Here is a 22452-nt window from a genome sequence, read left to right as displayed (position 1 = left end):
CACCGGCAACCGGTTTTTTACATAATCTTAAAATAACCGGGTTTGGAAGTAAAAATACTGGTAAAAAGCACAAAAATTCGGCGGCAGAATTGTGGAAAATCCCATAATCCGCCGCCGATAAAAGGCTGTTATTTGCGTATTTGTCGATTATTTTTTCTTAGAAGTGCTCTCGTGCTTCTGGGTACTGGCCTGGGTGGTGGTCACTTGATCCAGCCGTGCCTTGTCAATCTGCAGGGTTTTGTACTTGCCGTCGCCCTGGTCGATAAGCAGCGTCTTGCCGTCATAAGCAATATAAAAAGTCTTGTACGACTTCATTTGGTACACCGGCTTGCCGTTCTCATCCTTGCCGGTCTGGTCCATATAGCCCGCCTCGGCGCGAATATACTTCTTGCCCTTGATTTCCGAGCCAATGGTGCTGAGCATAAACTCATATTTTTTCTTGCCCACATTGTCCAGACCCAGTTCTTTTTTAGAATAGCTCTCCAGCAAACGGATCGCCGTATTGCCGGTAATGGCTGCGGACTTGGTCTCTAAGGGAGATGTGGTGGTCTCTGCCGTAGTGGTCTCGCCGCCGGATCCGCCTTTGGTACAGCCGGCAAACACGCCCAGCAGCAACAAAACAGCCATACAAAGGGTAAACCATTTTTTCATGAAAAAAGCCCTCACTTTCTTTATTTGCATTATACTTTAGACACCGGGCGTTGTCAACGCCGCAGACACAAAAAAGGCAAGTTTTTACATCTCGTCCGGACCGTACAGCAAAAGCAAGCGGGCAATGGTCTCCTCGCTGAACAGCTCTACCCCGCGCCCGGCCAGCAACGCCGCTGTCATGCCCTGTCCCGGCACCACCGTTCCGGTAAAGGTGCCATCATAAACAAAGTGGCTGCCGCAGGAGGGACTGCGCTCCTTAAGAAGCGCCAGACCGCAGTTTTCCTCCTCAGCAATATACAGGGTTTTTTCCGCCCCGTCCGCAAAGGCAGCGGTCACATCCACACCGCTTTTGCTCACCACGCAGCCGTCCCGAATTTCACTTGGTTCCCGGGGAATAGGCAGTCCGCCAAAGCACTCCGGGCACACCGGAATCAGCTGAAAATATCGTTCCAGCGCCCGCACCTGCTCATTTCTGTTATTGCCGCCGCTGTACTTGCAGTTCTCCCCCAGCAGGCAGGCGGAGACCAGTAGCTTAGGCTTCGTCATAGTCATAGGTACATACCTCGCTTAAATAAGTCTTGGTCATAACACCGTTGGTATAAGTGATATAAAACCGGGCGCTCACCTGCCCGGTGGCAGAGGAGGAGCCGTACAGCAGCACCTTGCGCCCGGGGGTACAGGCCGCAGGCATTCGCTTAACCGCATAGCCCTGGGCGTTGGTTGTGCCTACCCGCTCCGGCACCAAATCCGTCTCAGCCATATTCTTACCGTACAGGAAGCCGCAGTCCACGACCCGGTACTCGTTAAAGGCGCGCACATTCACCTCAAATTGGCGGCGGTAGGTATCATCCTCCTCTGCCGACTGGCGAATATACAGCACACCGATCTTGGCCTGCACGCCATAAATTCGATCCAGCGTCACCTTCGGCAGCACCCGGTTCACCGACAAGTTGGCACCATCGCTTGGACTGACCTCTTGCCGCTGAGCCAGCACATCGTCCCGTGCGTTTACATAACCGTCGCCGTTCAAATCACCCACCAGTAACAAAACAGCCGTCGGTGCGGTGGTGTTGCCGCCGCTGACAGACAGGGGCACACGGCGGGGCACGCAGCCGTCGCCGCAAAAAGTCAAAGTATAATCCCCGCACGATACGCCCTCAAACAGAAACACGCCGTTCTCGTTGGTCACCGCCACCGGCGTGCCGTCCAACGATACGGAGATGTTTTTCAGCGGCGCACCGGCCTTGTCCGTGACCGTGCCCTTGACAAAATGCCCCTCCGGCTGGGTGGGCGACAAAATGTTCGTTTCCTCCGTACCGCAGCGGGCACAGTAGCGCTGCACACGGCCTGCCACACAGCAGGTGGGCGCCGTATAGGCGCGCTGCACCCAATTGTGACCCAAAGCCGGGGTGTCTGCGGTGTAGCTGTCGCCGCACACGGTGCAGGTGTAGTTGGAACACCCGGTTGCTGTACAGGTAGGCGCCGTTTGCACCGTCTCCGAATAAGTATGACCATTCGGGGGCAGCTCTACCGTGCCCAGGTCTGCACCGCAGCGGGCGCAGGTGCGGCTGTGGGTGGCGCCTGCCGTGCAGGTGGGCGCCGGTCCGCTGTCCGTATAGATTCGGTGCAGGCAGCCCAGCGCCACAAAGGTCAGTCCATGCTGGCGGGCATAGTCCATCACCGAAGTGTCATAGTAACCGTACAGGGTCAGACCGTCCCCCACCCCTGCAAAGACAGCAGCCGGGAACACCGTGTCCGTAGCGGTAACCGTCAGTTCTGTTAAATCCCGGCAATGGGCAAACCAGTTGGCGTCCATTTTTTCTATACCGCTGCCCAGGGTCACCCGGGTCAGGCCGGTGCAATTGGCAAAGCTGCTTTCCGGCAGGGCGGTCACGCCGTCCTCCACCGTCACTTGCCGTATCTCTGCACCAAACAGTGCCCAGGGCGCCACATCAGCAGCAAAATCCGCCACCGGTCCGCTGCCGCTGATCGTAAGCGCCGCTGTGTCCAAATCATACTGCCAAGCAGTTTCCGCACCGCAGGCGCCGCTGTTCACCGGGTAAAAAGGAATCGCCGTGCCGCAGTAGGTCTCCAGCACAGAGCCGGGCAAGCCGTACACCGTCAGCGCCCGGCGCACAAAGCCATCAGAAAAGGCAGTCCCCAGTCCATGGGGCTCCACGGACACGGCGGCCGTGGCGTACACCGTACGCAAGGTATGATTCAGCAAGAACGCGCCGCCGGCGATCAGCACCGCCCGGCGCAGCACAAGGGTATCTTGATGGAATTGAGGCAACGCCATCCACAGAGTGCGCCCATTTTTGCCGTACAACAGGCCGTCTGCCGTAACAGTCAGAACAGCAGAGGCGCTCTCCACCTGTTGCAGCTGCCAGGCAGACAGAAACGCCGCCGCATACACGGCAGTCACCCCATTGGGAATCGTAAAGTCCGTAGCCACCCGACCACCGGGGTAACAGATCAGCTCCGTGCCGTCCCCGCTGTACAACACACCCTCTGCCACCGTATAATCATCGCCGGTGACAGAGAACGCCGTCACCCGCCGCATATCCGCAAAGGCGTAACCGGTTACACCGGTGACGCCCTGGCCGATGAACACGCTGCTCACCGTATCCGCATAGGCAGCCCAGGGCGCAGCGCTGCTGCTGTAAGCAGACAGCCGCCCGGCGCCGGTGATCTCCAGTTGCCCGGTGGCATAGCAGGTCCAGTTCACCCCACGGCCGCAGCTGCCGCTGCCCAGCACCTGCGGCTCCGCAAAAGGCTCTGTATAAGTATCGCCGCACACGGCACAGGTGTAGGTCAGGCTGCCCGGATCCGTATCTGTGGGCCGCAAAATCTGACACACATAGTTATGCACGCAACCCAGGGGTAAGAACGCCGCCCCTGCCGCAGCCGCAGCCCGGGGCGCAGGGGTGTTGCGCCAGCCCCGCACCGTCAGATCGCTACAACCGGAAAAGGCGCCGGTGCCCACCTGCACCACATTGCGGGGCAATGTGATGGTGTGCAGGCCCTTGCAGTTTTCAAACACATAGGCCCCCAGCCGCTGCAAAGTCTCCGGCAGGGTAAACGCTGCATTTTGGCAGCCGGAAAAAGTAAAATTGCCCAGCCCGGTGACCGTATCCGCCACCGTAATCTGCTGTAGTTCTTCCGCCCACAGCGCCCAGGGCGTGGCTGCCGCACGGTCATAATCTGCGCCGTCACCGGTGCCGGTGAGAGCCAGCGTACCCTCCGGCAGAGTCAGGGTATAGGTTAGGTTGCCTTTGGTGCCGGTTTGAGTCAGGTTATCCAGCCGCAGCAGACCGTTGCCGTAAATGGGATCAAAGCCCGGGTCACCCAGATCCTCTGCACTCCCTTGCAGCAGCGCGTTCAGCTGGTCCAGGGTCAAATCCGGGTGCAGACTCAGCAGCAGCGCACAACAGGCCGCCCCATAGGGGCAGGACAGAGAGGTGCCGGAGGCAGTTGTAGCAGCAGGTGCACCGCCGCTGTCCATGGTGGCCACGGTAATGTGGCTGCCGGGGGCGCAGTAATCTACCAGGTCGCCGTAATTGGAAAAACCCGCCACCGTCTTGTCCGCTGTCACTGCACTGACGGTAATGGCCTGGGGCAATGCCGAGGGATAGCGGTTGCTGATCTGTGCACCCACATTGCCGGCAGAGCAGCACACAGCCACGCCCAGTGCCGCAGCCTTGTCCATCATGGCTGCAAAGCCCGCCCGATTTTGGCTGGTGCTCAGGCTCATATTCAGCACCCGTGCACCCTTCGCCACAGCGTCCTCCATGGCGGCCAAAACCGCCGAGGCAGTGCAGGTGTCCGTACCGAAGCGCACCACTTTATAGGGCAATATTTTTACATTCTCATCTGTATTCCCGGCCAGCACCGAGGCCACCGCCGTGGCGTGCCAATAAGTGGCGCCCCGCTGCCGGGTGTCATAGGCCGCATTGGCTCTACCGTCGCCGGACAGATCTATGCCGTCAGACGCCAGCCGCCCTTGCAGCGCCGGATGATCCAGCATAAAGCCTGTATCAATTTGAGCGATGACTACCCGGTGACTCGGGATCTGTCGCCGGGCGCAAAAAGCGGTGGTACCCACCATCTCCCCCGCCCAGGGGCAAAGGTTGCCGGTCAGGTTCGTATCCGTCTCTAATTGGCACAGGCTGTCCGGCTCCGCCGTGGCGCCGTCCTGTGCCAGCTGTGCCGCCGCCTTGCGGGCAGCCAACGGTGTGTCATATTGCAAAATCGCCAAGCCGTCCGTCACTGCCGCTGCCACAGCACCGTAGTCCTTGCCGCCATAGCCGGTAACTACCAGGCGGCACAGACCATAAGGATCACGCTCTAAATCCGCCTGCGCCACCGGGGCTTTCTCCAACAGAGCAGTATAGGCAGCTGCAAAGGTGCCGGAAGCGGCACCCGATTTTTGCATCACAGGCAGAGCCGCCCCCAGCATACTCACCAGGAGCGTCAGTACCAGCAGCAGCGCCGTGCCCCGCCGGGTGTATCTGTGATTCATCGGTTTCGTCTCCCGGCCAGCCAAAAGAACACCACGCAAAACACCACCAGCAAACAGGCCAGCACAAAGGCGATCCACTTGCCGATCAGCGGAATGGCACCAAAAAAGCCGATCCCCAGTACCAGTACCAAAAACAGAATCACAAATATCAGCACGATGGCGGCGATTTTTTTGTTATTCATCCACATTCTCCTTCAGTATCTCTTGCCGAACCACGCGGGCAACACCCTCCCGATCATTGGATGGCGCCAAAAAGCGGGCAGCCGCCTTGGCCGCGTCCGTACCGTTCTCCATGGCATACGACCAGCCGCAGTAGCGCAGCATATCCACATCGTTACCGCCGTCACCAAAACACATCACCTGGGCCGGGTCATAGTCCAGTTGCCCGCACAAGGCAGCCAAGGCCGTGGCCTTGCTGGTGCCCACCTTGCCGGCCTCCACATTGCACCCGATGGAGGAAGTGATCTCCACATGGCCCATGGTCTGCAAAAACGCGCGCAGGGCTCGGTTTTCTTCCATCGGTATAGTAAAGAGATTGAGCTTTTCCACCGTCATACCGACCAGCGCGTCTGCCACACTGTCCCGGTACACCACTTTCTCCAGCAGTTCGTCCACAAAGCTGTCCGGCACTCCGTCCAGCTGCGCCATGCCCTTGCGCCGGGCAGGTGCCACCGGCACCCCATCGGCATAGAATTCATAGTACACCGGACGGCTGTCCAAATAAGCGCAGATCTGCCGCGCGTCCGCCAGCTGCATCGGGTCACTGTGGATCCGCTTTTTGTTCTGCACATCCCACACACCGGCGCCGTTGCTGAATACAATATAATCTAAAAAAGGCAGTTGGGCCTGTACCGGCTCCGTCAGCGCCAAGGTGCGACCGGTGGCCAACGCCAGGCGCACACCCTGTTGGCGGCAGGCGGCCAACGCCCGGCGGGTGGTCTCGCCTACCCGCTGATGGTCCGGCAGCATTAAAGTGCCGTCCAGGTCCATTGCAATGAGTTTGATCTGCATACAAATTCCTTCCTTTGATGATCTTATCAAACCCATTGTAGCATATTTGCGCAGTGTTGACTACTTCCATTCTATGTAAAAATCCGGTTATTTTTATGCAGATTTCTGTACATTTTCATTGACGGCAGGCAGGTGGCTATGGTATCTTAGTATTGGAATATTCTGTTCTAAAAATAAAATACAGAGGGGGGACGGTCACATGAATCATACAAATCATGTGCCGAAAAAAGAATGGATGGCCTACTGCGTCGGAGCACTGGGTCAAGGCATGGTCTATGCCATTATGAGCAGCTATATCTCAGACTTTTACATTAGCGTGCTGAAGCTCACGCCTTTATTTGTGCTGCTGCTGATGCTGCTGGCGCGGGTGTGGGATGCCATTAACGACCCGATCATGGGCTATATTATGGATCACGCCAATCCAAAGAACGGCAAAATGAAGCCGTATCTCATTTACACACCCATTCCCATTGCCATACTGACGGTGCTGCTGTTCTACGCACCCAATATCAGCGACACAGCCAAGATGATCTACGCCGCCGTTACCTATGTGGCCTGGGGTATGATCTACACCGCCTCGGATGTGCCCTTCTGGGCACTGCCCAATGCCTTAACGCCCAATGCAGACGAGCGGGGCGGCATTATCAGCAAGGCGCGCACCGCCAACGGCGTGGGCTCTGCCGTACCTACCGCTTTCTTTATGGTACTGGGCTTTATTCTGCCCAAGTTCAATTTGTCCGGCACGGAGCTGGAAAAGACGAAGTATATGTGCATTGCCCTGTTTTGCGCCATTGTGGGCAATCTGCTGTTTATCCGGGTATATTTTAAGACCAAGGAACGGGTGAACATTCCGATTCCGCCTAAGAAGGACAAGAATCAGCCCTCTGCGCTGAAGCTGATCTTCACCTGCAAGCCCTTAATGCTCACAGCACTGATGGGTATTCTCTCCGCCGCCCGGTATATGTACCAGGCCGGCGCAGTGCACGCCGCCCGTTACAGCTTTTATATCGGCAAGGACCTGACCGGTCTGTCCGCCGCGGAGCAGGAGGCGGCACTGCAAGGCAATATCTCGCTGGTGAGCACCGTGTTTAGCGTGGCCAGCGCCGTGGGTATGTTCGGCGCCATGCTGCTGATGCCGGTGCTGTTTAAGAAATTCAACTACAAACAGATCATTATTGCCACCAGCCTGCTGGGCGCCGTATCCAGTCTGATTATGTGGTGCATCGGGTATCAGCATTTCTGGGCCTGCGTGCCGTTTTTGGTACTCAGCTGCGTGCCCTGCGGCGCCATCAATGTGTGCGCCTTTGCCATGATCGGCGACTGTTTGGACTACATGGAGTGGAAGACCGGCACCCGGCTCACCGGTATGGGCTCTGCCATTCAGAGCTTTGTCACCAAACTGGGGGCGGCGCTCTCCACCTCCTTTATCATTCTCATGTACATTATTGTAGACCTGGATGTAGGCTCCATTAACGCCTCCGTCACCGCCAACCCGCTGCTGATGAGTCACGGGGTGCGGAGCGGTATATTCAGCGTGGTATCGCTGATCCCCGCCATCAGTCTGCTGGTATGCACCATTCCCATGTTCTTCTACAACCTGACCGGCGACTTTAGGGAAAAAATGGAAACGGAACTGGCTGCCCAGCGGGAGAAAAAAGGTATTACCATTACAGACTAAATTCACATAAGGACGAAAAAAATGACGACATACACCAAACGCTTACAAAAAGTGACCGCTGTTCTGTGCACCACTGCTCTACTGGCCGGGTGCGCCGCCGGCACCTCCGACAACACAGAGCCTGCCGCCACCACCGCACAGGTCAAGGCCATCACCATTGAACCAACCGCTGTCTATCAGACAATGAACGGCTTTGGTGCTTCTGCCTGCTGGTGGAGCCAGGAGGTAGGCAATTGGGAGAACGCCAAGGATATTCTCTCCCTGCTGTATGACGAGAACAGCGGCATTGGGCTGAATATTTACCGCTACAACCTGGGCGCCGGTTCCAAGGATGACGCCACCATCACCGACCCGGACCGCCGGGCAGAAGCCTTTATAGACAAGGACGGCAGCTACCACTGGGAGCGGGACGCAGCAGCACAAAATGCCCTGGCCCTGGCAAAAAGTATGAACAAAGACCTGCGGGTGACCCTGTTCTCTAACAGCGCCCCGGTGTTTTACACCGCCAACGGCAAAGCCTACTGCGACTACCTGCCGGACGATGAAAACTATGTAACCAACCTGGAGCCGGAACGGTACGCAGACTTTGCCAAGTACGGCATTGCCTGCGCCAAGCACTTTACGGAGGCCGGGTATCGGGTCACCGGCCTGTCTCCCATCAACGAGCCGGAATGGAGCTGGCGGGGTTATGAAGACGGCACCGCCAAGCAGGAGGGCTGCTACTACTCTAAGACCCAGTGCCGGGATCTGTACAAGGTATTTTTGAAGCAAATGGCGCAGGAAGACGCGCTAAAGGGCTGTCAGCTGGAAGGCTGGGAAAGCGGCCACATCGGCACGGACACCTGTATGGCATACCTCCAGACCATGTTTGGCAAAAGTGGTGTCAACGGACTGAAAAGCAACGCCCTTCGCAAGGGCATGCCCACGCTGGCACTCCATTCCTACTGGGCCAGCCCGGAGGAGAGGCAGGCCTTCGCTGACGCCATAGCCACCACCTACGGCAGCAATTACAAGTTGGCGCTGACGGAATACTGCCAAATGACCGAGGACCAAAACAGCGGCGTGTACGACCTGATCCAAAAGAACGGTATGGACAGCGGCCTGGGCATGGAATACGGTCTGGCACTGGCCGGGATCATTCACCAGGATCTGACGGTGCTAAACGCGGTAGAATGGGACTGGTGGACCGCCTGCGCCTTTGGCGGCTACACCGACGGACTGGTGTATCTGGACAAAGACAGCCATCAAGTCGAGACCTCCAAGCGGCTGTGGGTACTGGGCAACTTCTCCAAATTCACCGACGAGGGTAGCGTACGCATTTCCATTACCCTACCGAAGGAACTGAGCGATGTGCAGTCCGTGGCATTCAAAAACCCCAACGGCACCGTTACCGCCGTGTTCATCAACAACACGGATAAGGCCCGCAGCACCACCCTGGCGCTGGACGGTTACACCCGCCACACCACCTATGTGACCGACAAAGACAACGACTTGGCAAAGACAGACAGCGGCACCGCCGCCGATGCCTTTGCCCTCCCTGCCCGCTCCGTCACCACCCTGGTGCTGGAAAAGTAAAAGCAAAGCAAAAAGGAGCCTCGCTTCATCAGCGAGGCTCCTTTTTTTGCGCGTATGTATGGAGAAGCAGGCGGCAGATTGCCGTCCCTACGAAAGCCTTATTATAACCAGATGACCGTAGGGGCGGATAGCATCCGCCCGCCCTGTGTGTCAACGATGCAGAATACAATACACATCGCACCGCGGCCGATATGGGCATTTGGGTGGCCTGCAATCCATAAAAAAGCCACCCACTGCAAGACAATGGGTGGCGGTGGTGCAAAGCACCTTACTTTTTATTGATCTCTTTGGAATACTTAGCCAAATACACGGTGCGCATCAAGAAGCACTCCACCTTGGGCACATAATGGGGGCGATTGAAAATATCCGTGTCAATCACGGCCTCACAGCCCTTATCCATAATGATCTCCAGCGCCTGCATATCCCCATCGGAATTGCCGGTGATGATGGCGCCGTTGCCCTGAATCAGGATTGCATTGCGGCTGTCCATGGCCTTAGCAATATCTTTGGCACAAGCGTCTGTATCACCGTCGATCCACGGGCGGTTTTTCACATCCACGCCGGCGATCTGTGCAAAGTCGTCGATCATAGGAATCATATCTTCACCTGTGCAGGACACAGCGATCACATCCGGATCGGTCACATGCTTGATGATGGAGCAATCCTGGCTGTCATAAATGGCCTTATGGATCTTGGCGCACTTGGGTGCAATGCCGGTAATGCCCAGCCCAGTCTCCAAATCCACATCAATGGTCTCTCCGCCAACGGTCAAGCTAAAGGTCTTGCCGTTGCGAACGGAGGAGCCCAGATCACAAATGCTCTCCGGCATAGCCACAGCGCCATTCTTTTTCAGGTAAAAGTTGCGCTTACCTTCGTCAGAATATGTCTCTGCCCAGGAATGGCGCAGATAGTTGTCCTTGATCACCCGCTGGCAGCACTTCTCCAGTGCGTCTGCAATCTCAAAGGCCTGCTCATAGGTATCGCCCATGCACAGAGTGCCATGGTGCATCAACATAATGGCACGGCAACCCGGGTTCATCATAATGCACGTCTCTACCTTCTTGCGCAGAGAATTGGTGGTAGACATAGCATAATCGGCGCAGGGCACCTTATTGCCCAGGACCGGCTGAAAATCCTTGTAAACATTGCGGATCTCCATGCCGGTAATGCTGACGATGGTGGCCGCCTTCTGGTGGGTGTGGATCACAAAATCCACGGTGGGATGGTGGCGATACGCCGCAGCGTGCACACCCTTCTCGGAAGAGGGCTTAATATCGCCCTCGTAGGAGCAGTCCTCAATATTAACCACAACCACTTCTTCCGGTGTCAGCGTTTCATACGCCCGACCGGAGGGTGTGATCACAAACTGGGTGTCAGAAATACGGGCGGATACATTGCCCCAGGTACGGGCGATCAGACCGCTTTCCACCAGCTTTTTGCCGGCCGCAACGACCAGCTTTTTTGCTTCTTCTAATTCGTAAGCCATGTGTTTTCCCCTTAAAATCGTATTTTTGCCCCGGGGGCAAAAGCACCAAAAGGACGGCCGGGCATCACTGCCCGGTACCGCCCTTGGTAAAAAATCTTACGCCTCGATGCAAACGCAGTTCTTGAACACATTCTCAAATCTGTTCAGGCAGTCGTCAATCATCTCTTCCGTATAAGCGGCGGAAGTGTACAGACGAGAACCGGCCAAAGTTACCAAGCCCTCTGCCATGTAAGCAGCGCCCATGTGCTCCATCTCGGACTGACGCTTGCCGGTCTCCTTCAAGGTGTGCGGAATGGTCCACGGATGCTTCCAGTCCACCTTAAAGTGCATGGTGCCAACGGTATCCAAGTGGCATACAGAACCCTGGTTGAAGCACACGAAAGGCAGGTCATACTTCTTGATCAGCGCCTGCAAGCCGTGTACCAGACGATCCGCCATCTTACCGGCTACCTGGCAGGCGTTACGCTTCTCGATCTCGCAAATGGCAGTGTAACCTGCGCAGCAGGAGATGGGGGTGGCAGCCATGGTGCCGCCGCACATTGCCTTATGAATCTTCTTGCCGGAGCCGTTGCCCTTATCCAGGCCGGCGCCTAAGTATTTCATAACCTCTCTGTGGCCGCCGATGCCGCCTGCACCCGGGTAACCGCCGGCAATCACCTTACCGAAGATGGTGATGTCGGGATCAATGCCAAAGTAGCCCTGCGCACCGGACACGCCGATACGGAAGCCGGTTACAACCTCGTCGCAAACCAGCAGAGCGCCGTACTTGCGGCACAGTGCCTGTACGCCCTTGGGGAAGTCCTTGTCTACCGGACGGGTACCGGACTCCGGACCAATGGCCTCAATGAACACGGCAGCGGTACCACCGCGGAACTTATTCAGGATCAGCTTGTGCTCCAGGCTCTTCAGATCATTGGGGAAGAACTCCTGGGTGTGCTTGAATACGAACAGCGGTACGCCGTGAGACTGCAAATTCATGGTACCGGGCACACGCATGCCCCATGCCAGCTGATCGGACCAGCCGTGATAAGCGCCGCCCATCTTGATGATGTTCTTATGGCCGGTAGCCAGACGGGCCACACGCACAGCGCACATGCAGGCCTCTGTACCGGAACCCAGCATACGGAACATCTCTACGGAAGGAACACAGTCGGAGATCTTCTTGGCCAGCTTGTACTCATATTCATGGAACAGACCGGTGGAAGGACCGCAATCGTCCAGCAGTTCCTTAACCTTCTCCTTCACCACATCGTCGTTGGAGCCCAGGATGGTGGGACCGCCGGCCTGCAGGAAGTCGTAATACTCGTTGCCGTCAATATCATAGAGTTTAGCACCCTTGGCCTTGGTCATCACGATGGGGAAAGGATAGTTAAACGCCAGGTTGTGCTGCACACCGCCGGGAATGATCTCTTTCGCCTCGGTGATCATCGCCTTAGACTTCGCGCACTTCTTGTCGAAGTATTCTTCTTCATACTTCTTCAGTGCAGCCGGGCTGATGGAATAAATAGGCTTTTTGATGAGCGCGTCCAGCTGAGCGGTGACCTGCGCTGCATCAAGATACTCAGAAATTGCAAATCGGGTATCCATAATGGTCGTTCCTCCTTAAAATTCATGAGTCGTCGCTCACCCCAAAGGGCGTGAGCCATCGCTCACATAAAATACACCTTTAGTATATCACTTTTTAATGATTTGTCAAATAGATACTTGTAATAATTTGTTCAATTTTCCCGCATTTTTATTCAGATTTCTTGCAATAATGGATAAATAATGATAATATAAGGAAAGTGAATTGCGGTTCACGCTTTACAGAGAGGGAGTATTTGTACGGATTGCACAAAGGGCTTTTCCGTTCTTTGTGCAAGGCTACAAAATTTTTTGAAATGGTAAATAAACATCACAAGGACGCATTTGACCGCATTTCCGAGGAGCGACGGGAGCGCATACTGGAAGTGGGCACCGAGGAGTTTTCCTCCAAAGGGTACGAAAACGCCAACATCAATGTGATCGCCAAGAACGCAGGGATCAGCATTGGGCTGATGTACAAGTACTTTGCGACCAAAGAGGATCTGTTCATCACCTGCATTCAGCGGGGCATGCGTATTCTGACCCAGGTGATCGAGGCGATTATGGCCAGCGACGACAAGCTGCTGGTCAAGGCAGAAAAGCTCATTCGCGCCACCTGCGTCCATTCCAAGCGAAATGCCAATTACATTCGGCTGTATAATGAGATCGCCTCGGAGAAGGACAGCGCGCGCACCCAAATGCTGGTGCGGGAGATTGAGAGCGAGACCAGCGGCATCTACACCACGGCCATTGCGCAGGCGCTGGCCAAGGGAGATGTGCGCCCGGATCTGGACCCCCGGCTCTTTGCCTTCTTTTTGGACAATCTGCTGATGTCCCTGCAATTCTCTTACACCTGCGACTACTACAAGGAGCGGTTTAAGTTCTACACCGGCGTAGATGTGGAGGAAATGGACGAGGAGCGGGTGATCGGTCAACTGCTGAAATTTGTGGAGAGCGCATTTACATTTGAAAAGAAGTGACGGTATTTACCGCGTACAACACCATGGGAGGATATTTTATGAGCAAATATGTAATCACCTACGATGTGGGCACCACCGGGGTCAAGACCTGTCTGATTGAGATCGGCGACACCATGCGCATCCTGGCCTCTGACACCGCAGGCTACGGTCTGTATGTGGATGATGAGACCGGCGTAAAGGGCGGCGCCGAGCAGGACGCCGATGAATGGTGGAGCGCCATGTGCAGCACCACCCGCAATGTGTTCAATAAGTGCGTAGGCGTGACCAAAGACCAGGTAGAGGGCATCAGTTTCTGCTCTGCCATGCAGGGTTTGGTCCTGGTAGACAAAGCGGGTAATTGCATTCGCCGCCCCATGACCTATATGGACCAGCGAGCCGGCAATGAGCTGAAGAAGGGCATTGCCCACGGCGTACAAATCGCCGGTGCGGAAGTGACCAAGCTGCTCAAGTACCTGCGCTATACCGGTGCCGTATCCTCCTCTGTTAAGGACCCCATTTGGAAGTACCGCTGGGTGCGGGAGCACGAGCCGGAAAACTTTAAGAAAGTCTATAAGTGGCTGGATGTGAAAGAGTATCTCATCTGCCGCCTGACCGGTGAATTCGTGATGACCCAGGATTCTGCATTCGGCACCCTGCTGTATGACACCCGCAAGGGCCACGAGGGCTGGTGCAAGCCCATTTGCGATATGGTAGGCGTGGATATGAAGCACCTGCCGGAGATTAAAAAGTGCACCGATAAAGTGGGCGAAGTCACTGCCAAGGCTGCCGAGGAACTGGGTCTGGCTCAGGGCACCGCTGTGTACGGCGGCGGCGGCGACGCCTCTTTGATCGGCGTAGGCGCCGGAGCGGTAGAGATTGGCGACGCGCACATTTACAGTGGCACCTCCGGCTGGGTGGGCACCGTTGTGCCGGAACAGATGGTTGATACCGGTGCGATGATGGCTGCCATTGTAGGCGCCAATCCGGAGACCTTTAACTACTTTGGCGAGCTGGAGACCTCCAACAAGTGCGTAGGCTGGGTCAAGGATCATCTGGCGCTGGACGAAATTGGCGTGTTCTTAAAGCGCTACGGCAACGCTACTGACAGCCTGGAGCAGGTAGAATTCAATATGTACGACTACCTGGAAGAAGTGATCGACACCATTCCCGCCGGTTCCAACGGCGTGATCTTTACCCCCTGGCTCCACGGCAACCGCTGTCCCTTTGAGGATCCCAATGCCGCCGGTATGTTCTTTAACATTCGGCTGAATGTAGGTAAAACAGAGCTGATCCGCGCCGTTGTGGAGGGCATCTGCTTCCACATGCGCTGGATGCTGGAGCGCCAGGAGTTAAAGACCGCCAAGTATCAGAAGTCCAAGACCGTGCGCTTCTGCGGCGGCGGCGCTTTGGGCGAAACCACCTGCCAGATTTTGGCCGATATTCTCCAGCGTGATGTGGTGGTGGTAGAGTCCCCGCAAAACATCGGTGCCGTGGGTGCAGCCGCTTGTATCGCCGTAGGTATGGGCGCCATCCCCTCCATCTTTGATGTAAAGAAGCTGATCCCGGTAAAGACCACTTATAAGCCCAACCCGGCCAACAAGGCAGTCTATGACCGCAACTTCAAAGTGTTTAAGAACCTGTACAAGGCCAACAAAGAGAACTTTGCCATTCTCAACGGCTAAGCCCTTACATAAAGGAACAACCCCTGCACCCGGTGTGCAGGGGTTGTTTTTTATCACAAAGCAAAAGCGCCGCGGAAGAACCGCAGCGCTTTGTTTTTTATTTGGCTTTACTCACCCTTGGGTGCGTAGAAGTCTACCAGTGCAGCCAACTTGTTGTACTTTTCAATAGAGTTCTCCGCCGCAATGCTAAACAGCTGCTCCGCCTTGCCGGGGAAGGAACGCTTCAGCGCAGAGTAACGGGTCTCGCCCTCGATGAACTGTACATAATCGGCGCTGGGTGCCTTGCTGTCCAGGGTAAAGGGATTTTTCCCTGCCTTGGCCAGATCCGGGTTAAAGCGGAACAGGTTCCAGTACCCGGCGGCAACCGCCTTCTTCTGCTCTGCCTGGTTAAAGGGCATCTTAATGCCGTGGTTAATGCAGGGGGCGTAGCAGATGATGATGGACGGACCGTCATAAGCCGCGGCCTCCTGGAACGCCTTTAAGCACTGATTGGCATTGGCGCCCATAGCCACCTGAGCCACATACACATAACCGTAGCTCATCGCAATCTGCGCCAGGTCTTTCTTCTTGACCACCTTACCGGAGGCAGCAAACTTGGCCACAGCGCCGGTCTGGGTGGCCTTAGAGGCCTGACCGCCGGTGTTGGAGTACACCTCCGTATCAAACACAACAATGTTCACATTCTCATTGGATGCGATCACATGATCCAGGCCGCCAAAGCCAATGTCGTAGGCCCAGCCGTCGCCGCCAAAGATAAACTGGTACTTCTTGGCCGCATAATCTGCGTCTTTCAGGAAATCGGCAGCCGCCGCCTTGGCGTCACCCTCCAGCGCTGCCGTCTGCAATGCAGCAATCAGTGCCTGGGCAGGCTCCGTATTGGTAGCAGCGTCCTCATAGGTGTCCAGCCAAGCCTGGGCTTTGTCCGCCACCGGGGTATCCAGCAGCTGCTGGGCGTCCATAGCCAGCCGCTCGCGGATCTGCTTTTGTGCCAATAGCATACCGTAGCCGAACTCAGCGTTGTCCTCAAACAGAGAGTTGGACCAAGCGGGGCCGTGGCCGTTCTTGTCTACCGTGTAAGGCGTAGAGGGTGCGGAACCGCCCCAAATGGAGGAGCAGCCGGTGGCGTTGGCAATGTACATACGGTCGCCGTACAGCTGGGTGGCCAGCTTGGCATACGGGGTCTCGCCGCAGCCTGCGCAAGCGCCGGAGAACTCCAAATACGGCTTTCTGTACTGCACGCCGATGGTATTGTTGGTAAGCAGCTCCGGTTTTTCGGAGGTGTCCACCAGCGCATCATAGATCTTTTGCCGATCCAGCTCGCTGGCAATGGGTTTCATGGTCAGGGACTTGGTGGGACACACGTTGGCGCAGGAGGCGCAGCCGGTGCAGTCCAGTACGGACACAATCAGGGCGTACTGATAATCCGCTCTCTTGTGCTTCACCATGGTGGTACCCTCCGGCGCGGCAGCCGCTTCCTCTGCATTCATAGCAATGGGACGAATCACTGCATGCGGGCAGACCATGGCACACAGGTTACACTGGGCGCACTTGGTGCCGTCCCACTGGGGTACGGTAATGGCAATGCCCCGCTTCTCAAAGGCGGCAGAACCGGCAGGATATACGCCGTCCGCCCGATCAGCAAAGGCAGATACCGGCAGATCGTCGCCGTGCAGGCGGCCAACCGGATCCAGAATTTCCTTGACAAACTTCTTCATCTCCGGACGATCGGTGGGTACTTCCAGCCGGCGGGGTGCGTCTTCTGCAGTCTTCCAGCTGTCCGGCACATCCACCTTCACGATCTCCTGGGCGCCACGGTCAATGCCGGCAAAGTTGGCATTCACCACCGCCTCGCCTTTTTTGGAGAACTTCTTAACCACGGCGGCCTTCATCAGCTCAATGGCCTTCTCTACTGGCAAAATACCGGAGATGGCAAAGAATGCAGACTGCAAGATGGTGGAAGCACGACCGGGCAAGCCCACTTCCTCTGCGATCTTAATGCCGTTAATGATATAGAAATGGATATTGTTCTCTGCAATATAGCGCTTCATGGACGCAGGCAGCTGGCTGTCCAGCTGATCCGGGGTCCAAATACAGTTGAGCAGGAAAGTGCCGCCGGGCACCAGATCCTGCACCATGTCATACTTGGTCACATAGGACGGGCAGTGGCAGGCCACAAAGTTGGCCTTGTTGATCAAATAGGTAGAGGTAATGGGTGACGAGCCAAAGCGCAGATGGGACACGGTAATGCCGCCGGACTTCTTGGAGTCATAGAAGAAGTAGCCCTGGGCAAACATATCCGTATTGTCGCCGATGATCTTAATAGAGTCCTTGTTGGCGCCAACGGTGCCGTCGGAGCCCAGACCCCAAAACTTACAAGAAGTGGTGCCTGCCGGGGTGGTGTCCGGGTTCTCGGTCACCGGCAGGGACAAATGGGTCACATCGTCCTCAATGGACAGAGTGAACTCCGGCTTGGGCTGGGGCGCAGCCATATTGTTGTACACAGCGATAATATGCGCCGGTACGGTGTCCTTAGATCCTAAGCCGAAACGACCGCCGTACACCGGCACATCGTTAAAGGCAGAGCCTTTCAGCGCAGCCACCACATCCAGGAACAGCGGCTCGCCTAAGGAGCCGGGCTCCTTCGTTCTATCTAACACGGAAATGTGCTTCACCGTCTCCGGCAGGGCAGCCAGCAGATGCTTGGCGCTGAAGGGGCGATACAGGTGCACCTTGACCATGCCCACTTTTTCGCCGCGGGCGTTCAGAAAATCTACGGTTTCCTGAATGGTGTCGCACACAGAGCCCATAGCCACAATCACACGGTCTGCGTCCGGCGCGCCGTAGTAGTTAAACAGCCGGTAATCCGTGCCCAACTTCTCGTTGATGGTGTTCATATACATCTCAGTAGTGGCAACCGCGTCGTTATAGTAGCGGTTGCATGCCTCTCTGTGCTGGAAGAACACATCACTGTTCTCCGCAGAGCCGCGCAACACCGGCTTCTCCGGGTTCAGGGCGCGGGCGCGGAACGCCTGCACATCGTCCATATCCACCATAGACCGCAGGTCCTCGTAGTCCCAGGTCTCAATCTTCTGCACCTCATGAGAGGTACGGAAGCCGTCAAAGAAATGCAAGAACGGCACACGGCTCTTTAAGGTAGACAGGTGAGCCACAGCGCCCAGATCCATTACCTCCTGCACATTGGCAGAGCAGAGCATGGCATAGCCGGTCTGGCGGCAGGCCATCACATCGGAATGGTCGCCAAAGATATTCAGCGCGTGGGTAGACACGCAGCGGGCAGACACATGAATGACGGACGGAATCAGTTCGCCGGCGATCTTGTACATATTGGGGATCATCAGCAGCAGGCCCTGTGACGCGGTGTAAGTGGTAGTCAGCGCACCGGCAGACAAAGAACCGTGCACGGCGCCGGCGGCACCGGCCTCAGACTCCATCTCCGCCACCTTGACCGTTTGGCCAAACAGGTTCTTGACCCCGCGGGCGGCCATGGCGTCCGTCTCCTCCGCCATGGTGGATGAGGGGGTGATGGGATAAATGGCGGCAACTTCTGTAAATGCGTAGCTGACATGAGCAGCGGCGCTGTTACCGTCCATGGTTTTTTTCTTTCTGTTCATGGAATTTCCTCCTGTATTTTATCTTACAGATAACAACCTCAGTTTGGGCGCAAGCCCACAACTATACCAATTATAGCACTCCGGCATGCGAAATTCAACACAACAATTTAGTGTTTCTGTATAATAATAACAAAAAGCAGCGCATAGACACTGCTTTTTTGTCGATTATTTCGTTTTTTTCACCAATTGTCGCTTAGTCGTCGTCGCCCAGCAGATTCTCAATATTTTCAAAATTGAATTTGGCGGTGTCCGTGCCTTTCTTCACTGTGACTTTGGCGCTTTTTTTCGTATGTTCCAGTTCCACCTGCACCTTTACATCCCCCCGGTACTTTTTCTCCGTGGTGTAGTTAAAGGCGGGGCCGATCTCCAAGGTCACTTCTTTCTCGTCCACCTGCTTGCCGTTAATGGTAATGCGCAGCTTGTCCGTGCGGGTATCTGTGCCGGCAGGCAGAGAAACGGAAATGTGAATTTTTCGATTGGCGGCTACGGTGGTTGTGGTGGTCGTGGTCTTTTTCGTGGTGGTTTCGTTCTTCTTGGTGGCCTTTTCCGTCTTGTCCTTGCCGTCCTTTGCAGCCGAACCGCCGTTACCGGCGGATTTGCCGTCGGCAGCGCTCTCCCCTGCCGCCACGGTGTTGCCCTTGGCGTCCGTTTGGGGTATGGTAACCACCCGGGTTTGGGCTTTGCCGTCCTTATCCGTAACGGTCTTGCCGTTCTCATCGGTCACATCCACCACAGCTGTGACCTCCTGTTCTGTATGTTGCTTTTTGCTGCAAGCAGCGAATGCCAGTACCATGCTGCAAGCCAGCAGCAATGCCATTGCTTTTTTCATTATAACAGCTCCTTTATATCTGTTCATCCGGTTGTAAAAACGCCTGCATCGCCGCATCGCTGGGCATACGCCAGTCGCCCCGGGGGCTCAGCGACACAGAACCCACCTTGGGCGAATCCGGAATACAGGAACGCTTAAATTGACTGATAAAGAACCGGCGCAAAAATTCCGTCAGCCACCGGTCAATGGTGGGGCGATCGTACCGGCCGTCAAAGGCTTTCTCCGCCAGCAGGGCCAGCTTTTCCCGGTCAAAGCCGAAGCGCACAAAGTGATAGAGGAAAAAGTCATGCAATTCATAGGGGCCGATCTTCTCCTCCGTTTTTTGGGCAATCTTGCCATTGGCGTCCGGGGGCAGCAGCTCCGGCGACACCGGCGTGTCCAGCACATCCCGCAAGATTTCTTCCGTGCGGCCACCCAACTCCCCGGCCACATAATCCACCAGGTATCGCACCAGCGTCTTGGGCACGGAGGCATTCACGCCGTACATACTCATGTGGTCGCCGTTGTAAGTACACCAGCCCATGGCCAGCTCGCTCAGATCGCCGGTGCCCACCAGCAGGCAGTTCTCTTTATTGGCCAGGTCAAAGAGGATTTGGGTGCGCTCTCTGGCCTGGGTGTTCTCATAAGTAATGTCATGCACCGACGAGTCGTGACCAATGTCCGCCATGTGCTGCACACAGGCGTCTGCAATGGAGATCTCTCGCCGGGTGACCCCCAGCGCTTCCATAAGATCCAGCGCGTTGCGATAGGTGCGGTCCGTGGTGCCAAACCCGGGCATGGTCACACCCAGCACGGCGCTGGCCGGTTTACCCAGCAGCTCCATGGCGCGCACAGCCACCAGCAGCGCCAAGGTGGAGTCCAAACCGCCGCTGATCCCCAGCACACAACCCTTGGAGCCTACATGCTCCAGCCGCCCGGCCAAACCGCTGGCCTGGAGCAGGAAGATCTCCTTGCACCGTTCTCGGCGCTGGGCGTCCGCTGCCGGCACAAAGGGGTGAGGGTCCACCATGCGGTACGCCAAATCATTCTCTGCATTGGGCACCGGGCAAGACTGTACCGCCGCGCCGGGCCGGTTCTCAAAGGACATATTTTGCCGCCGCTGGGCATTCAATTTCTCCACATCCACATCGGCAACGGTGAGCACGCTTTCCCGGGCAAATCGCTCCCCCTCTGCCAAAATGCCGCCGTTCTCCGCCACTAAGGTGGCGCCGCTGAACACCAGGTCCGTGGTACTCTCATGCACCCCGGCGCCGGCATACACATACCCGACCACGCAGCGGGCGGACTGGCCGGCCACCAGGTCCCGACGATAGGCCGCCTTGGACACATACTCGTCGCTGGCAGACAGATTGGCGATCAAATTGGCGCCTTGCAGCGCCAAAGCACCGCTGGGAGGCTGAGGCACCCACAGGTCCTCGCACAGCTCCACACCCAGCAGCACGCCGCTGCCCAGGTCAAACAGTTGACTGCCCATGGGAACGCCGTTCACCATCTGTACCGTATCGAAATCCGCGCCGGAGGCGAACCAGCGCTTTTCGTAAAACTCATTATAATTGGCCAGATGCACCTTGGGCACCATGCCCTGCACCTGCCCGTCCCGGAGCAATAGGGCACAGTTATAAAGGCTATTCTTATAGGGCACCGGGGCGCCGATCAGCACCGCAATGTCCTTGCCCGCCGTATAGGCAGCCAGCCGCTGCACCGCCCGATCCGCCGCCTGCTGGAGCGCAGCGGTAAAGAACAGATCGGCGCAGGTGTAGCCGGTGACGGACAACTCCGGGGTCACCAGCAGGCGTACCTGCTGCGCCACAGCCCGGTCGATTACTGTCTCCAGCTGTCCGGCGTTATAATCCGGGTCTGCCACGCGCAAACGGGGCGCTGCCGCCGCCACTCTGAAAAATCCGTAATTCATTTCATCTCTCCGCTCAGCATGGTAATTTTATAACCAAAGGTGGCTGTCTCCCCCGGCTGCAAAACGGTCACGCCCCGACGGTGTTCCAGGGTGCCGTCCTCGTCCGTACAATGAGAAATGCCGCTCCATGGTTCCAATGCCACAAAGGGGGCGTCATTCTCAGCGGACCAAACCAGCAAGTTGGCCATATCCTGGTACTCCACCCGCACGCCGTAGCCCATCGGGCCCAGCAAGGTAGCCGCTTTGGCCTCCACCTGATCAAAAATCAATGCGTCGTCATAAAACAGATCGTGCCGCAGGGGCAGCTCCTGCCCATTCACCAGCACATTGTACCGACGCGCCGGATCCACGATCCCGGTTTGGTGATCCGGGCGCAAAGGCGCCTTCGTCACAGGGCGATCAAAGCGCACCTTGTAATCCTCAAACCGCTCCCCTACTGCCAGCGGGCAGTTAAAGGCCGGATGGCCGCCGATCACAAAGGGCATAGGCTCCCCGCCGCTGTTAATAATATGATAAGTCACGGCAACGGTGCTGTCCACCAGCTCATAGCGAATCTCCAACCGATAATCAAAGGGGTACGCCGCCAAGGTGTTGTCATCTGCCACTTGGGTAAAGGTGGCGCCGTTGCGGTGGTGCTCCGTCAGTGTAAAGGGGTTAATGCGGGCCACGCCGTGGCGCTTCATACGGCAGGGCTTGCCAAATGCGGTAGACGCCCCCTTGGGCAGCACCCCCACAATGGGAAAGCAAACCGGCGCCTGACCGGCCCAGTAAGCCGGGTCCCCCTGCCAAAGATATTCTCGGCCGTCCCGCACCAGGGAGCGGAGCATCGCCCCTGCGTCCGTAACGGTGACGGCACAGTGTTCATTTTTTAATGTCAGTTCCATAAGAACCCTCCAGTCCCCTTTATTATAGCTTATCCCTACCGGCATTGCAATAAAAACAGGCGGGGTTT

At 56.5% G+C, this 22452-nt stretch carries 15 protein-coding genes; 4 read left to right on the top strand and 11 right to left on the bottom strand.

Annotated elements, in window-relative coordinates; all coding sequences use genetic code 11:
- Positions 1-147: 147 nt before the first annotated feature.
- The 5 genes from OGM59_01520 to OGM59_01500 form a co-directional block, all read right to left on the bottom strand.
- Positions 148-651 carry a hypothetical protein gene (locus OGM59_01520; protein UYI91175.1) on the bottom strand — a complete coding sequence of 168 codons (504 nt, stop codon included), beginning with the start codon at positions 649-651 and terminating at the stop codon, positions 148-150.
- 84 nt (positions 652-735) lie between these two features.
- A complete protein-coding gene (locus OGM59_01515; GenBank protein ID UYI91739.1) occupies positions 736-1197 on the bottom strand; it encodes a DUF523 domain-containing protein in 462 nt (153 codons plus the stop codon).
- Positions 1184-5173, bottom strand: a complete 3990-nt coding sequence (locus OGM59_01510) for a S8 family serine peptidase (protein ID UYI91174.1) — start codon at positions 5171-5173, stop codon at positions 1184-1186. The genes OGM59_01515 and OGM59_01510 overlap by 14 nt, the downstream gene beginning before the upstream one ends.
- Positions 5170-5355, bottom strand: a complete 186-nt coding sequence (locus tag OGM59_01505; protein ID UYI91173.1) for a hypothetical protein — start codon at positions 5353-5355, stop codon at positions 5170-5172. The genes OGM59_01510 and OGM59_01505 overlap by 4 nt, the downstream gene beginning before the upstream one ends.
- On the bottom strand, positions 5348-6184 hold the full coding sequence (locus OGM59_01500; GenBank protein ID UYI91172.1) for a Cof-type HAD-IIB family hydrolase: 837 nt from the start codon (positions 6182-6184) through the stop codon (positions 5348-5350). Before OGM59_01500 ends, OGM59_01505 begins: the two co-directional genes overlap by 8 nt.
- A gap of 199 nt (positions 6185-6383) precedes the next feature.
- On the opposite strand from OGM59_01500, the gene OGM59_01495 reads away from it, so the two are divergent.
- Together OGM59_01495 and OGM59_01490 are read left to right on the top strand one after the other, a co-directional pair.
- On the top strand, positions 6384-7862 hold the full coding sequence (locus OGM59_01495) for an MFS transporter (GenBank protein UYI91171.1): 1479 nt from the start codon (positions 6384-6386) through the stop codon (positions 7860-7862).
- A 21-nt stretch (positions 7863-7883) separates the two neighbouring features.
- Positions 7884-9437, top strand: coding sequence for a hypothetical protein (locus tag OGM59_01490; protein ID UYI91170.1), 1554 nt, complete (start codon positions 7884-7886; stop codon positions 9435-9437).
- 268 nt (positions 9438-9705) lie between these two features.
- Here the strand turns inward: OGM59_01490 and OGM59_01485 are convergent, their stop codons facing one another.
- Both OGM59_01485 and OGM59_01480 read right to left on the bottom strand, forming a co-directional pair.
- The gene (locus OGM59_01485) at positions 9706-10923 is read right to left on the bottom strand and encodes a class II aldolase/adducin family protein (protein UYI91169.1); all 1218 of its coding nucleotides are present in this window, start codon (positions 10921-10923) and stop codon (positions 9706-9708) included.
- A 96-nt stretch (positions 10924-11019) separates the two neighbouring features.
- On the bottom strand, positions 11020-12510 hold the full coding sequence (locus OGM59_01480) for an aminotransferase class III-fold pyridoxal phosphate-dependent enzyme (GenBank protein UYI91168.1): 1491 nt from the start codon (positions 12508-12510) through the stop codon (positions 11020-11022).
- 293 nt (positions 12511-12803) lie between these two features.
- On the opposite strand from OGM59_01480, the gene OGM59_01475 reads away from it, so the two are divergent.
- Together OGM59_01475 and OGM59_01470 are read left to right on the top strand one after the other, a co-directional pair.
- Positions 12804-13466: a TetR/AcrR family transcriptional regulator gene (locus OGM59_01475; protein ID UYI91167.1), complete on the top strand. Its 663-nt coding sequence runs from the start codon at positions 12804-12806 to the stop codon at positions 13464-13466.
- A 38-nt stretch (positions 13467-13504) separates the two neighbouring features.
- Positions 13505-15127: an FGGY-family carbohydrate kinase gene (locus OGM59_01470; protein UYI91166.1), complete on the top strand. Its 1623-nt coding sequence runs from the start codon at positions 13505-13507 to the stop codon at positions 15125-15127.
- Positions 15128-15234: 107 nt separating this feature from the next.
- On the opposite strand, the gene nifJ is transcribed toward OGM59_01470, so the two are convergent.
- From nifJ to OGM59_01450, 4 genes are all read right to left on the bottom strand, one after another.
- Positions 15235-18759, bottom strand: a complete 3525-nt coding sequence (gene nifJ, locus OGM59_01465) for a pyruvate:ferredoxin (flavodoxin) oxidoreductase (protein UYI91165.1) — start codon at positions 18757-18759, stop codon at positions 15235-15237.
- 193 nt (positions 18760-18952) lie between these two features.
- Positions 18953-19588 (bottom strand): hypothetical protein, encoded by a 636-nt coding sequence (locus OGM59_01460; protein ID UYI91164.1) that lies wholly within the window; start codon positions 19586-19588, stop codon positions 18953-18955.
- A 13-nt stretch (positions 19589-19601) separates the two neighbouring features.
- Positions 19602-21500, bottom strand: a complete 1899-nt coding sequence (locus OGM59_01455) for an NAD(+) synthase (GenBank protein ID UYI91163.1) — start codon at positions 21498-21500, stop codon at positions 19602-19604.
- Positions 21497-22384 carry an aldose 1-epimerase family protein gene (locus tag OGM59_01450; GenBank protein ID UYI91162.1) on the bottom strand — a complete coding sequence of 296 codons (888 nt, stop codon included), beginning with the start codon at positions 22382-22384 and terminating at the stop codon, positions 21497-21499. The genes OGM59_01455 and OGM59_01450 overlap by 4 nt, the downstream gene beginning before the upstream one ends.
- Positions 22385-22452: the final 68 nt, after the last annotated feature.

Source organism: Oscillospiraceae bacterium, assembly GCA_025757685.1.
GTDB lineage: Bacteria > Bacillota > Clostridia > Oscillospirales > Acutalibacteraceae > CAG-217.
Note: the sequence above shows the minus strand (reverse complement) of the source record. Positions and strands in the feature narration are given on the sequence as shown.